This window comes from Intrasporangium calvum (genome assembly GCF_028446585.1).
In the GTDB taxonomy this organism is placed as follows: Bacteria; Actinomycetota; Actinomycetes; order Actinomycetales; family Dermatophilaceae; genus Intrasporangium; species Intrasporangium calvum_A.
Genome location: NZ_JAPFQL010000095.1, coordinates 1 through 12,806 on the forward strand (window position 1 = coordinate 1; position 12,806 = coordinate 12,806).

Annotated in this window: 12 protein-coding genes; 9 read left to right on the top strand and 3 right to left on the bottom strand. The window is 69.8% G+C overall.

All coding sequences use genetic code 11. The features are described 5' to 3' along the window. Window positions 1–459 (bottom strand): hypothetical protein (locus tag OO014_RS16955; protein ID WP_272463513.1); only part of this gene is annotated, 459 nt, incomplete at its 3' end. A gap of 245 nt (window positions 460–704) precedes the next feature. Between OO014_RS16955 and OO014_RS16960 the strand changes: the two genes are divergently transcribed. The 4 genes from OO014_RS16960 to ispF are packed head-to-tail and all read left to right on the top strand — an operon-like array spanning window position 705 to window position 3,274. Continuing rightward, window positions 705–1,187, top strand: coding sequence for a CarD family transcriptional regulator (locus OO014_RS16960; protein ID WP_013493734.1), 483 nt, complete (start codon window positions 705–707; stop codon window positions 1,185–1,187). Then, window positions 1,187–1,993 (top strand): IspD/TarI family cytidylyltransferase, encoded by an 807-nt coding sequence (locus tag OO014_RS16965; RefSeq protein WP_272463504.1) that lies wholly within the window; start codon window positions 1,187–1,189, stop codon window positions 1,991–1,993. Before OO014_RS16960 ends, OO014_RS16965 begins: the two co-directional genes overlap by 1 nt. After that, window positions 1,990–2,784 (top strand): SDR family NAD(P)-dependent oxidoreductase, encoded by a 795-nt coding sequence (locus tag OO014_RS16970; protein WP_272463505.1) that lies wholly within the window; start codon window positions 1,990–1,992, stop codon window positions 2,782–2,784. The genes OO014_RS16965 and OO014_RS16970 overlap by 4 nt, the downstream gene beginning before the upstream one ends. A 1-nt stretch (window position 2,785) precedes the next feature. Further along, window positions 2,786–3,274 (top strand): 2-C-methyl-D-erythritol 2,4-cyclodiphosphate synthase, encoded by a 489-nt coding sequence (gene ispF / locus OO014_RS16975; protein ID WP_272463506.1) that lies wholly within the window; start codon window positions 2,786–2,788, stop codon window positions 3,272–3,274. A gap of 90 nt (window positions 3,275–3,364) precedes the next feature. Here ispF and OO014_RS16980 read toward each other — a convergent pair whose 3' ends face one another. Further along, window positions 3,365–6,193, bottom strand: a complete 2,829-nt coding sequence (locus OO014_RS16980) for an immune inhibitor A domain-containing protein (RefSeq protein ID WP_272463507.1) — start codon at window positions 6,191–6,193, stop codon at window positions 3,365–3,367. 202 nt (window positions 6,194–6,395) lie between these two features. Here OO014_RS16980 and cysS point away from each other — a divergent pair, with 202 nt between their 5' ends. From cysS to OO014_RS17000, 4 genes are all read left to right on the top strand, one after another. Continuing rightward, the gene (gene cysS, locus OO014_RS16985) at window positions 6,396–7,874 is read left to right on the top strand and encodes a cysteine--tRNA ligase (protein WP_272463508.1); all 1,479 of its coding nucleotides are present in this window, start codon (window positions 6,396–6,398) and stop codon (window positions 7,872–7,874) included. A gap of 1 nt (window position 7,875) precedes the next feature. Further along, window positions 7,876–8,844, top strand: coding sequence for a 23S rRNA (guanosine(2251)-2'-O)-methyltransferase RlmB (rlmB, locus tag OO014_RS16990; RefSeq protein ID WP_272463509.1), 969 nt, complete (start codon window positions 7,876–7,878; stop codon window positions 8,842–8,844). A gap of 133 nt (window positions 8,845–8,977) precedes the next feature. Beyond that, a complete protein-coding gene (locus OO014_RS16995; RefSeq protein ID WP_272463510.1) occupies window positions 8,978–9,850 on the top strand; it encodes a DUF929 family protein in 873 nt (290 codons plus the stop codon). Beyond that, window positions 9,850–10,347 (top strand): vitamin K epoxide reductase family protein, encoded by a 498-nt coding sequence (locus OO014_RS17000; protein ID WP_272463514.1) that lies wholly within the window; start codon window positions 9,850–9,852, stop codon window positions 10,345–10,347. Before OO014_RS16995 ends, OO014_RS17000 begins: the two co-directional genes overlap by 1 nt. Here the strand turns inward: OO014_RS17000 and OO014_RS17005 are convergent. Continuing rightward, the gene (locus tag OO014_RS17005) at window positions 10,328–11,572 is read right to left on the bottom strand and encodes a DUF4032 domain-containing protein (protein WP_272463511.1); all 1,245 of its coding nucleotides are present in this window, start codon (window positions 11,570–11,572) and stop codon (window positions 10,328–10,330) included. The genes OO014_RS17000 and OO014_RS17005 overlap by 20 nt on opposite strands. Window positions 11,573–11,701: 129 nt before the next feature. On the opposite strand from OO014_RS17005, the gene OO014_RS17010 reads away from it, so the two are divergent. Further along, window positions 11,702–12,709, top strand: a complete 1,008-nt coding sequence (locus tag OO014_RS17010; RefSeq protein WP_272463512.1) for a hypothetical protein — start codon at window positions 11,702–11,704, stop codon at window positions 12,707–12,709. Window positions 12,710–12,806: the final 97 nt, after the last annotated feature.

The window sequence follows — 12,806 nt, forward strand, 5'->3', positions numbered from 1 at the left end:
GGCAAGGACGGGCACGTTGACGACCGCCGTGCCGCCGGGGCGGGTGGTCACGGCCACCGGCAGCATCGAGCCGGGCTCGGTGTCGAGGCCGTCGAACCGCAGCCCCTTGGTCGCGAGGTTGAGCTGCTCACGCGGGCGCACCTGGACCTCGGAACCGGCAGCAGCGCCCTCGCCCTGGGGCGCGACCTGCAGGGTCACCGGCTCGGCGCCGCCGTTGTAGGCGGCTCCCGACACGACGAACGTGCCGTCGCCGGAGCCGACGAGGACGAGGTCGCGAACGGCGACGGAACCGACGTCGGCGGACACGCCGTCGGCGGGCTCGTAGATGACGTCGGTCTGGACCGGGTTGAACACCATGCAGCCGCTCGCCAGGGTGGCGACGGCGAGACCACCGATGGCGGCCGCCACGCGGCGGGCGCGGATGGCGGGCGCGGAGGTCGGGGCGAGGATTCGGCGCATCACGGACGACAGCCTACCGGCGGATCGCGCGGAGGCCGCCGCAGACCCCGTCAAGCGGACGGCAGCAGTCAGCGCAGGCGTTCGAATGCCCCTGCGACAGCACGGCAACGGCGTGGTTGTCAAGACGTGAACATGTGGCGAACCAGCCACCTTCAAGCCTCTGACCTGCGCAGATGTCACGCCGCCGGATCGCCGCTGACGCCGTTTCGTGATAATCTGTAGGTCGCGAAAGGGGAAAACAGCACATGGTTTTCAAGGTCGGCGAGACGGTCGTGTACCCCCACCATGGGGCGGCACTGATCGAAGAGATCAACACACGCACGATCAAGGGAGAGGACAAGCTCTACCTCAAGCTCAAGGTCGCTCAGGGTGATCTGACGATTGAAGTTCCCGCGGAGAACTGCGACCTCGTCGGCGTCCGCGACGTCGTGGGCCAGGAGGGTCTTGACCGGGTCTTCGAGGTCCTGCGGGCGCCGCACACCGAGGAGCCGACCAACTGGTCCCGCCGCTACAAGGCGAACCTCGAGAAGCTCGCGTCCGGTGACGTGATCAAGGTGGCCGAGGTCGTCCGTGACCTGTGGCGCCGCGACCAGGACCGTGGCCTTTCCGCAGGTGAGAAGCGCATGCTCGCCAAGGCTCGCCAGATCCTCGTCTCCGAGCTCGCGCTCGCCGAGAAGACGGACGAGGACAAGGCCGAGTCGATCCTCGACGAGGTTCTCGCCTCCTGATGCATCCCGAGTCGGCGGCGGTCGGCCTCATCATCGTCGCCGCCGGTTCTGGTAGCCGTCTGGGCGCTGACGTGCCCAAGGCCTTCGTGCCCCTCGCGGGGGTGCCCCTCCTGGGGCACGCCCTGCGGGGGGCATTGGCGTGTCCGGACGTGGTCGAGATCGTCGTCGTCGCGCCGGCAGGGTGGGTCGACGAGGCAGATTCCGTATGCCGCTGGGCTCGCTCCCAGCCCCGGGTCGCCTCCTCGAGTGGCCCGGGTATCCACACGCCCGGCTCGCCCGACTCGTCGAGTGGCCCCGGTCTCCACAGCGGCGAGGTCTCCGAGGCTGTGGACACTGGGGCCACTCGAGTTGAGATGCGGGTGGTCGCGGGGGGAGCGGAGCGCGGTGACTCGGTCGCGGCCGGCCTGGCGGCGCTCTCGGGCGAGGTGGGGGTCGTCCTCGTCCACGACGCAGCGCGCTGCCTGGCCCCAGGCTCGCTGTTCGACCGCGTCGTGGCGGCGGTGCAGGCGGGCGCGCCGGCTGTCGTCCCCGGGCTGCCCGTCGTCGACACGATCAAGGAGGTCGACGAGTCCGGGCACGTCGTCGGCACTCCGGACCGGACGCGGTTGCGCGCGGTGCAGACGCCGCAGGGCTTTCAGCGCGACGTCCTCGAGCGGGCCCACGCCGTGTCGAGTGATGCCACCGACGACGCCGGGCTCGTCGAGCGGCTCGGCGAGCGGGTGCTCGTCGTCGACGGCGACGCGCTCGCCCTGAAGGTGACGACCCCCGGCGACCTCGAGACAGCGGCCCGTATCCTCGCAGGGTGAGCGCTGACGAGACGTCCGACCCCATCGCCCTGGTCACCGGAGGGGGGACCGGCATCGGCGCGGCAACGGCTCGCCGGCTCGCCGCCGACGGTTTCAAGGTCGTCATCACCGGCCGGCGCCGGGAGCCGCTGGAGGAGACCGCCACGGCCATCAACGTCGACCATCCCGGCTCCGCTTCGGCGGTCGTCATGGATGTCACGTCGGACGAGTCCGTGCGTGCCGCGGTGTCGACGCTGCCCCGGTGCGACGTGCTCGTCAACAACGCCGGCGGGGCGCTCGGCGTCAGTCGCGTCGAGGACGGCGACCTCGAGGAGTGGCGGCAGATGTACGAGAGCAACGTCCTCGGCACGGTCCGGGTGACCCAGGCCGTGCTGCCGCTCCTGCGCCGGTCCCCGCGCGCCACGATCGTCAACGTCAGCTCCATCGCCGGGGAGCTGGTCTATGAGGGCGGGGCCGGCTACACGTCCGCGAAGCACGGCACCTCGGTCGTGTCCCAGACGCTCCGGCTCGAGCTCAACGGTGAGCACGTGCGCGTCACCGACCTTCGCCCGGGCATGGTCCACACCGAGGGGTTCTCCCTGACCCGGCTGCACGGCGACCAGGCCGCGGCGGACAAGGTCTACGAAGGGGTCGACCGGCCGCTCGTGGCCGCGGACGTCGCGGAGTGTGTCGCCTTCGTCGTGGGGCTGCCGCAGCACGTCAACATCGACGTCCTGACCGTCAAGCCGGTCGCGCAGGCCGCGCCGCACAAGCTGCACCGCGCGCCCATCGACTGGAAGTCCGAGGCCTGACGTGAGCGGGCTGCCCAGGGTCGGCATCGGGGTCGACGTCCACGGGTTCGCCCCCGAGGGGTCCGACCGGGAGCTCTGGATCGCGGGCCTGCTGTGGCCGGGGGAGCGGGGCCTCGAAGGCCACTCCGACGCCGACGTGGCCGCTCACGCCGCTTGCGACGCGCTGTTCTCCGCCGCGGGCATCGGTGACCTCGGGGCGCACTTCGGCACCGACCGCCCAGAGCTGGCCGGGGCGTCCGGTGTCACCCTGCTCACCGAGGCCGTCCGGCTGGTCCGGCTCGCGGGGTTCACCATCGGCAACGTCGCAGTGCAGGTCGTCGGCAACCGGCCCAAGATCGGCACCCGTCGCGACGAGGCTCAGAAGCTGCTGTCCAAGGCGGTCGGGGCGCCCGTGTCCGTCAGCGGGACGACGACCGATGGGCTGGGCCTCACAGGGCGCAACGAGGGGATCGCGGCCATCGCCACGGCCCTGGTCATCTACCGCCCCTGACGCTCTGTTGGGAATGGGTAGCGAGAGGGCCCGCCCCCCCCGCGAGGGGGGGACGGGCCCTGTCGATGTGGCCGGTGACCGATCAGTCGCTCACGGGGTGGGCGGCGTGATCTTGATCTGGGCAGCCTGGTTGCCGAACATCGCCTTCGCCACGGTGACGAAGGTGCCGTAGCCGGCGTCGGAGTCGGCCGGGTTGCCCGTGCCGGTCAGGGTGAACCCGAAGTTGAGGCCATACCGGCCGGTGGCGGGGCTCCCGTCCGCCAGGACGATCCGCGTCGTGTACGGCGCGTTGTCCCTCGACGGGACCACGGCCGATGCGTCTGCATCGCGCCAGAAGTAGCCGACACCCGGGCGGAACTCGAGGCCTGGGACCCAACCCTGGTTGTCGGTGAAGGTCTTCACCGGCGCCTGCTGGCCGAAGCTGTTGCACACCTCGGCCCCTTCCTTGTTGAGCTGGCACTCGGCGAACTCGTACGTCGGCTGGAGCCCGAAGGCGGCATTCGACGACTGGGGACGGGACGGCAGGTTCTTCAGCGTCGACGGGTCCGCGTCGCCGTTGGCGCCCGAGCGGCGCAGCGGCTCGTAGTGGCTGTCGACGATGAGCAGGCCACCCTTGGCCCCACCGCTCGGCAGAGCGGTGAGGTTGTTGAGCACGTGGTTGGCGTTGCCGTAGGACGTGTCGCGGTACCAGACCAGGGCGCCGGGCGCGTTGTACTTGATCCGCTCGACCTTCCACTGGCCCTCGGCGTCCATGTACGTCGTGTCGTAGGCGTACTTCAGGCCCTCGTCGAACCCGTCGAAGTTGCGCCACTCGACGAGGTAGTACTGCGCCCGCGAACTCGTGCCGGGGTCGATGATCCAGCCGGCGCCGAGGGGTGAACCGTTGACGAACGTCCCGGTGGCCGCGGTCCAGTCGCCCAAACCGCTCTCGACGTCGTCGGACCACGTCGTGGCGCCGCCGCCGGTGACGGAGAAGTCGTCGGCGAACCAGCCACGCTCGAGGAACGCAGCGTCGGTGGCGATCAGGAGCCGAACCTGGATGGTCTTGCCCGCGTGGGCCGACAGGTCGACGTAGTGGTGCTCCCAACCGTCGGTGTGGCCGGTGAGACCGTACTTCTTGCCGCCGTAGTCGGCCATCCGGCCGTTCGGGTCGGAGTACGTGTCACTCGTGGTGACCGCCACACCCTCGGCGTTGTAGACCTGCTGCTCGGTCCACGTGCTGCCGCCGTCGGTCGAGACCTCGACGAAGCCGTAGTCCCAGTCGTCCTCGATGACGTAGTCGTTCCACATCCAGAACTTGGCGTCGGCGGCGTCGGGCACCTCGATGGTCCGGGTCAGGGTGTTCTTGGCCCAGTCCTGGTCGTTGTTGCTCCACCACATGTTGTCGCCGCTGTGCGGGGTGGCCAGCGTGACGACCTTCCGGGGAAGGTTGATCTTCACACCGTCAGCAGTGCCCTTGAGCGGGCGCGAGTTCTGCCCGACGATGACCGACTTGGCATCGTCCCCCGGGTTGATCTGGATCGGGTCGGCCCAGCCGAGGACCCACTTGTCCCAGAGGCCCATGTGCGTCGGCATCGACTGGAAGATCGGGCCGGAGTGCGAGCCGGAGCTCATCAGGTCCCAGAAGTCGACGTCGGAGTCGCCGCCGCTGCCGGTGTCGTAGAGGTCCGGCAGACCGAGGTCGTGGCCGTACTCGTGGGCGAAGACACCGACGCCGGAGTCCTCGGGCTGGACGATGTAGTTGGACAGGCGCAGGTCGGTGCCGGGGATCGGGGCGCCACCGGCGACGGCCGACGAGTGCGCCCAGATGGCGTAGGTGCCCTCGGCGCCGCCACCACCGGACTTGTCCGCACCAGCGTGGACGAGCACGACGTGGTCGATGATCCCGTCCGGCTCGTAGTAGTTGCCGTCGCCGTCGAAGTCGCCCTGGTCCTCGATGTCGTAGTCGGCCCACGGGAATTCGGGGTCCATCTCGGCGAGCTTCTTGACGGCGTCGATCGGCAGCTGGCCCGGCCCGAGGGGGTTGTCGGGGTGGCCCTGCATGCCCTGGTAGGCGCCAGCCTCGTAGACGCCCTCCTCGTTCTTGAAGCAGCGGGTCGCGCCATACCAGCCCTCGGAGTGGTCGACCTTGATCCACGGGGTGGCCTCACCGCTGACGGTGTAGGCGCCCTTGGACATCTCCTCGTACATCGCCTTCATCGTGTAGCCCGAGATGTCGATGCCGGGCTTCCCGTCGGGGCCGGTGAGGTCCATGCGGACTCGCTCGGTGATGCCCTCGTCAGTGAAGAGCATCTTGTCGAAGTGCTCCGGGGAGAAGTCTTCGACCCAGAAGGAGTTGTTGTCCTTCTGAGCCCCCTCGGCGGGGTTGGGGATCTTGTTGTGCAGCGGTCCGTTGACCACCTCGCCCGGCTTGCAGGTCGTGGCGCCCCAGTACTCCGGCACGTACTCTTCCGAGAAGTCGTCGTTGGCGTTCTCGTTGAACTCGACGAGGATCGTCAGGAGCTTGGCCTCCTGCGTCGCCTTCGCGCCCTTGTAGCGGTTCTTGAGCTGCTTGGGGCTCTTGCCGGTGCTGATCGCCTCGGCCTCCAGCCTGGCCAGCTGACGTGCCGTGACCGGGTTGCCCTGGGCGTGCTTCCGGTCGAAGGCCTCACCACGAGCGACGACGTCCTGGACGTCGACCTGCTTGCCTCTGCCGGGCGTGCCGACCACCGTGTCGTTGGCGTACGCCCGCTCGACCTGTGGAGCGGCATAGTTGATGTAGTAGTCGCTCGACACCGAGGCGCCGGTTGGCGCTTCGGCAGGTGCCGCTGTGGCGGCCCCGGACACCGACGTCGCAGCCAGACCAGCGGCTGCGAGGGCGATGGTGGGCACCACGGCGACGGCGCGTCGGCGATGACGCGCGACCGTGCTGTTCCTCATGAACTCTCCCTTTGGATTCCGGCGTGCCCCGTGACGCCGACGAGTGGACCGGCTTGCAGCAGTCCGTTCGTGATCTTCCACCACGCACGGCCCGAATGGGGGAAATCGAACATTGCGGTTGCATTGCCGTCCGTCCCCTCGTCGACTCGGCCGTACCTCTGGCCGCACAGGGGACCGGCTCCGCGCCGATAGACTCACGCGGGTGAGTCTCCAACTGTTCGACACCGCCACCCGTGAGCTGCGCGAGTTCGTCCCGCGCGAGAGCGGCAAGGTCGGCATGTACATCTGTGGACTCACGACGCAGGGTGCCCCGCACATCGGTCACATCCGCTTCGCGGTCGCCTTCGACGTGCTGCGGCGCTGGCTCGAGACGGGCCACGACTACGACGTCACCCTGATCCGCAACGTCACCGACATCGACGACAAGGTGCTGCGCAAGGCCGCCGACGCGGGTGAGGACTGGTTCGCGCTCACCTACCGCAACGAGCGCCTGACGACGGACGCCCTCGACGCGCTGGGCGTCAAGCCGGCCACCTACGAGCCGCGGGCCACCGGCCACGTCCCCGACATGGTCTCCCTCATGGAGACACTCATCGAGAAGGGTCACGCCTACCCGGCGCCAGACGGGTCCGGAGACGTGTACTTCGATGTCCGCTCGTGGCCGGACTATGGCTCGCTGTCCAACCAGTCCCTCGACGACATGGTGGCGGCCGAGGATGCCGACCCTCGCGGCAAGCGCGATCCTCGTGACTTCGCCCTGTGGAAGGGCCGCAAGGCCGACGAGCCGGTCAGCGCGTCGTGGCCGACCCCGTTCGGCTCGGGCCGTCCCGGCTGGCACCTCGAGTGCTCCGCGATGGCCCGCCGGTGGCTCGGCGACGAGTTCGACATCCACGGTGGTGGCATCGACCTGCGCTTCCCGCATCACGAGAACGAGCAGGCCCAGTCCCGGGCGGCTGGCCTGGGCTTCGCCCGCTACTGGCTCCACAACGCCTGGGTCACCGTCAAGGGCGAGAAGATGGGGAAGTCCCTCGGCAACGCCCTCGAGGTGCGTCACCTGCTCGAGAACACCCGCCCGATCGTGCTGCGCTACTACCTGACGGCCGCGCACTACCGGTCCACCATCGAGTACCATTCCGGCTCTCTCGACGAGGCGGCCGCTGCGGTCGAGCGGATCGAGGGCTTCCTGGAGCGGGCCGCCCGCCGTGGGGAGATCGCGCGGCCGGCGGGGGCAGCCGAGGCCCGGGCGCTCCTCCCCGCAGAGTTCACGGCCGCGATGGACGACGACCTCGGGGTGTCCGGCGCGCTCGCGGCCATCCACGACACGGTCCGCGCCGGCAACGTCGCCCTCGACGAGGGGGACGACGAGGCGGCGCTGGCCGCCGCCGCGAGCGTCGCCGCGATGGCCGAGGTCCTCGGGATCAACCCGCTGGCCCCGAACTGGGCTGCGGCACAGGACTCGACGGCGTCGGCTGCGGAGGCGGCCCTCGACGCGCTCGTCCAGGCCCGCCTCGACGAACGCCAGTCGGCTCGTCAGGAGCGCGACTTCGAGCGCGCCGACGCGATCCGCGACGAGCTCGCCGCCGTCGGCATCTCCATCACGGACACGCCGGCCGGTGCGCAGTGGGCACTCATTCGCACCAACGGGTCCGGCGCCACCAGCGGCGACGGCGAGGAAGGCTGACATGGCAGGCAATTCGCAGCGTCGCGGCGCTGTACGCAAGGGCGGCAAGAAGCCGGCTGCCGGCTCCGGTGGCCAGCGCCGCCGCGGGCTCGAGGGCAAGGGTCCGACGCCCAAGGCCGTCGACCGCGAGTACCACCCGGCGCACAAGCGGGCCAAGGCCGTCGCCAAGGGCGGGGCAGGCGCCGGCTCGCGCGGATCCGGCACCGCCGGCCGCGCGCCCCGCCGCACCAAGGGCTCGAGCGAGATGGTGGCTGGCCGCAACTCCGTGGTCGAGGCGCTCCGTGCGGACATCCCGGTGTCGACCATGTACATCGCGACCCGCATCGACTCCGACGACCGGGTCAAGGAGGCGCTGAAGCTCGCGACTGAGCGAGGGCTCGCGATCCTCGAGACCCCGCGCGGTGAGCTGGACCGGCTCACGGACGGCGCGGTCCACCAAGGGCTCGCACTTCAGGTCCCGCCCTACGAGTACGCCGACCCCCGTGACCTCATCGACCCCGAGCAGCCGGGCATCCCCCTGGTCGTCGCGCTCGACGGCATCACCGACCCCCGCAACCTCGGCGCGATCGTCCGATCCGTCGCCGCGTTCGGCGGGCACGGCGTGGTGGTGCCCGAGCGCCGTTCGGTCGGCATGACCGCGTCCGCCTGGAAGACGTCAGCCGGAGCCGCGGCGAGGATCCCCGTCGCCAAGGCGGGCAACCTCACCCGCGCGCTCGAGGACTTCAAGAAGGCCGGCTTCTTCATCCTCGGTCTCGACATGGACGGTGACGTCGAGCTGCCCGACCTCACGCTCGCCGCCGAACCCCTCGTCGTCGTCACCGGCTCCGAGGGGAAGGGGCTGTCCCGCCTCGTCCGGGAGACGTGCGACCAGATCGTCTCGATCCCGATGAGCTCGGCCGTCGAGTCCCTCAACGCCGGCCTCGCCACGGGCGTCGCCCTCTACGAGATCGCCCGCCAGCGCCGCGCCTGACGGTGCCTCTCCCGGGGACCGAGCCCAGCGGCATACGGTGTGGTGGGAGGCACCCCAGGATCGGTGAGCGGGTGTCTCCGACCGGTGTTAGGGTCTGCTACGACGCGTAGTAACTAACCTGATGGGGTGTCTTGTGGGGAAGAGCAATCGCGCCGAGGTCACGGCGCGCGCTGCTGAGATGCGTGCCGCGCAGGCCCGCAAGGAGCGGCAGCAGAAGCAGATGATCGCCGCCGCCGTCGCCGTGGTGGTCGTCATCATCGCCGTCGCCGTCGGCTTCGCCATCTCGAACAACGCCAAGACCAACGGGACCGCCGGTAGCACCGGAACGGGCGCGGGCTCGGCGTTCATCGCCAAGGTCACCGCGATCCCGGCCGCGACCTTCGACGCCGCCGGCGCGCCGACGGACGCCAACGCGGTGCCGCAGAAGGTCCAGGGCGGCGAGGTCCTCACCGCGGACGGCAAGCCGCGGATGATCTACGTCGGCGCGGAGTTCTGCCCCTACTGCGCCTCGGAGCGGTGGGCCATCGTGGCCGCGCTGTCCCGCTTCGGCACCTTCGAGGGCCTGGCCCCGACGCGCTCGGCGACCAACGACGGCAACATCCCGACGGTCACCTTCACCGAGTCGACCTACACGAGCGACTACCTCACCTTCAACGCGTGGGAGACCAAGGACCGGGAGTTCAAGCCGCTGCAGACCCTCCCTGCGGACGTCGACGCCCTGTTCAAGAAGCACAACCCGCAGGGCGGCATCCCCTGGACGTTCTACGGGACGCACGAGCTGCCCGGCTCCGGCATCCCCCTCGATCCGTTCCTCAAGCACACCGGTGACGACGGGTGGAACGAGATCGCCGCGCAGATGGAGACCGGCGCCGGCGACCTCGGCAAGTCCGTCGATGCGAGCGCCAACATGATCTCGGCCCAGGTCTGCCAGCTGACCGGCGGCCAGCCGGCCAACGTGTGCACGAGCCCCGGCGTCACGGCAGCGGCGGCCCTGGTCCAGAAGTGATGGTCCGGCCGCGGTGGCTCGTCCCCACCTCGCTCGCCCTCTCGGTGGTGGGGCTGCTGGTCTCCGCCTACCTCACCTTCGAGCACTACACGGGCAACGCGACCCTCGCCTGCACGGTCACCGAGGTCGTCGACTGCGCCAAGGTGACCGAGAGCGCCTGGTCGATGTTCCTCGGGGTCCCGGTGGCGCTGCTCGGCCTGCTCTTCTTCGTGGCCGTGACGGTGCTCATGCTGCCGTCCGCGTGGCGGCGCCCAGAGCCGTGGCTCGACCGGGTCCGGTTCGCGGTGCTGACCGTCGGTCTGGTGATGGCGCTCTACCTAGTGTGGGCGGAGCTGTTCCGGATCTACGCGATCTGCCTGTGGTGCACGGTCGTCCACGTCGCGACGTTCGCGCTGTGGGGGGTGGTCCTCTTCGGGCAGATCCTGTCGTTCCCGGCCGACGACGCGGGGCGAGCCGATGCGCGAGCCGAGGAGCGGGTCAGTCGTCCCAGGCGATGACGGGCATCTCGACCGTGTCCACGCCCACGACAGACTTCTCGATCGGCTTGCCCGGCAGCACCGTCGCGACGTAGTCGTCGAGGGCTGCCTCGATGGGGATGTCGTGGCCGGCCCGCTCGCTCATGTACCACCGGTGCTCGAGGACCTCGTGGAAGATCTCGGCCGGCTCGAGCCGGCCCGCGAGCTCGCGCGGCACGGCCCGAGTGATCGGCTCGTAGATCTTCGTCAGCCACTCGTGGGCCACGATCTCGTCGTCGTCACCCTGCCGGTCCGTCGCGGCGGCATAGGCGTCGAGGTCGTTGAGCAGCCTGCGGGCCTGGTTCTCGCCGACGTCGAGGCCGGTCAGGCGCAGGAGGCGACGTGAGTGATGCCCGGCGTCGACGACCTTGGGCGTGATCTGGATCTGGGTGCCGCCGATGTCCGTGGTGATCGACAGCTCGTCGACGTCGAAGCCGAGGTCGTTGAGCCGGCGGATCCGTTCGTCGACCCGCCAGCGGTCACCGGCCTCGAACCGCTCGGTGCCCGTGAGGGCCTCCCAGAGCGAGTGGTAGCGCTCGATGATCGACGCGGCGACCTGGAACGGGTCGGCCTGCTCCTCCAGGAAGCCACCCGCCTCGAGGTCCATCAGCTCGCCCGCGATGTTGACCTGCGCGATGTCGAGGTCGTGCTCGCGCTGACCGTCGCTCAGACGCTGGTGGAGCTCGCCGGTCTCGGCGTCGACGAGGTAGGCCGCGAAGGCGCCCGCGTCCCGCCGGAAGAGCGTGTTGGACAATGAGACGTCGCCCCACCAGAAGCCCTCGAGGTGGAGGCGGACGAGGAGCAGGGCGAGCGCATCCATGAGCCGCACCGCAGTGTCGGGCCGCAGCGACTGGCTGTAGAGCGCGCGGTAGGGCAGCGAGTACTGCAGGTGCCGGGTGATCAGGCACGAGTCGAGCGGCGTGCCGTCCTCGGCCACCCGTCCGTGGACCACGCCGAACGGCTCGACCGACGGCACCTCGAGGCGGCGCAGGTTGCGAAGCATGACGTACTCGCGGTCGGCCAGCTCGGACTTGATCTCCTTGACGGCCAGGACCCGGTTGCCGAGCCGGACGAACCGGACGACGTGCCGCGAGATGCCGCGGGGGAGCGCGGCGAGCACCGACTCGGGCCAGTCCTCGAGCGGGATCGACCAGGGCAGGTCGAGCAGGGCGGACTCGGGCCGGGCCGTGGTGATCGCGAGGCTCACCGCCCCATCGTGGCACGCGCCTGATCGAAAGAGCAGTTCGCGACACATCCCGAGGTCCTCGCCTGAGTTATCCACAGCTTCGAGCCGCGCCTTGAACGGAACGCCGCCGAATCGTCCACGATCGAACTCATGGCAGCAGCCGAACTCCCGCCGAGCCTCCACACCAAGCCGTTCTCGGTCGCCATGGCGACGGTCTGGGGGCTGACGTATCGCCAGGTCCAGCGCATGTCGCTCGAAGCCCCGACCCGCGGTGTCCGTTCGCTCACGCCGTTGGCCACGGTCCAGGAACGCTGCAACGCTGTGGGCCTGGCGCTGGAGTGCTTCGCCTTCTCCCACCTGACGGCAGCCCGACTTCACGGGCTGCCCATGTCACCAGCCATGGAGGACGACGAACGCCTCCACGTCATGAGGGACGCCCGCGATGGCGCCGTTCGCCGAGTCGGCATCATCGGTCACCGCGGGCTCTGGGCGCGCGAAGTCGTCGAGGTGAGCGGCGCGGAGACCATCGGGCTTGCGGACACCTGGGTTGACATGGGAGAGCTCGTCCGGGTCGGCAGCCCGGTCGGACTCGACGACCTCATCGTGATGGGGGACGCCATCGCCAATCGGCTCGGGTCGGTCGAACCGCTTCGCGCCGCTCTGTCGGCTCGGCAGCGCCCACGGGGCAAGCTCACCCTCCTCGAGGCGCTGGAGGAGATTCGCGTCGGTGCGGAGTCGCCCGGGGAGACGAGGACGCGCCTTGTTCTCGTGCGTGCGGGGCTGCCCGAGCCGGAACTCAACCGGGCGGTCATCACGGAGGACGGGACCTGGCTCGGTCGGCCGGACCTGCGATGGTCGGGTCAGCGCGTCATCCTTGAGTACCAAGGCCGGGAGTTCCACGACAGCGACGAGCAACGCGCGGCGGACGGCGTGCGCTTCGCGGGCTTCGAGGATGACGGCTGGACGGTCGTGCCGGTGTGGAACGACGACGTCAACTCGGTCGCGACCCGAATTGCGCTCGTACGACGGGTGGCTGACCTGCTCGGCGTCTCGCACGATGCCCTCGACCTGGCCGCCTGCCATCCGCGCTTCTTCAGCCGGCGGATGCTGCAGCTGGCCGAAATCCGCGCGAGACGGCTCAGAGCGCGGTCGGCCTGAGGACCAACCCCGTCGCGAACTGCTCTTTCGATCGGGGGCCAGCCCAGCGGCATACGAAAGCGTTGTCGCGAACTGCTCTTTCGATTGAAAGGGGGGA

Bases quoted from the DNA above. Each gene is read 5' to 3' on its own strand.
- OO014_RS16960 (WP_013493734.1), top strand. From the start codon at position 705: ATGGTTTTCAAGGTCGGCGAGACGGTCGTGTACCCCCACCATGGGGCG.
- OO014_RS16965 (WP_272463504.1), top strand. From the start codon at position 1,187: ATGCATCCCGAGTCGGCGGCGGTCGGCCTCATCATCGTCGCCGCCGGT.
- OO014_RS16980 (WP_272463507.1), bottom strand. From the start codon at position 6,193: ATGAGGAACAGCACGGTCGCGCGTCATCGCCGACGCGCCGTCGCCGTG.
- rlmB (WP_272463509.1), top strand. From the start codon at position 7,876: ATGGCAGGCAATTCGCAGCGTCGCGGCGCTGTACGCAAGGGCGGCAAG.
- OO014_RS17000 (WP_272463514.1), top strand. From the start codon at position 9,850: ATGGTCCGGCCGCGGTGGCTCGTCCCCACCTCGCTCGCCCTCTCGGTG.
- OO014_RS17010 (WP_272463512.1), top strand. From the start codon at position 11,702: ATGGCAGCAGCCGAACTCCCGCCGAGCCTCCACACCAAGCCGTTCTCG.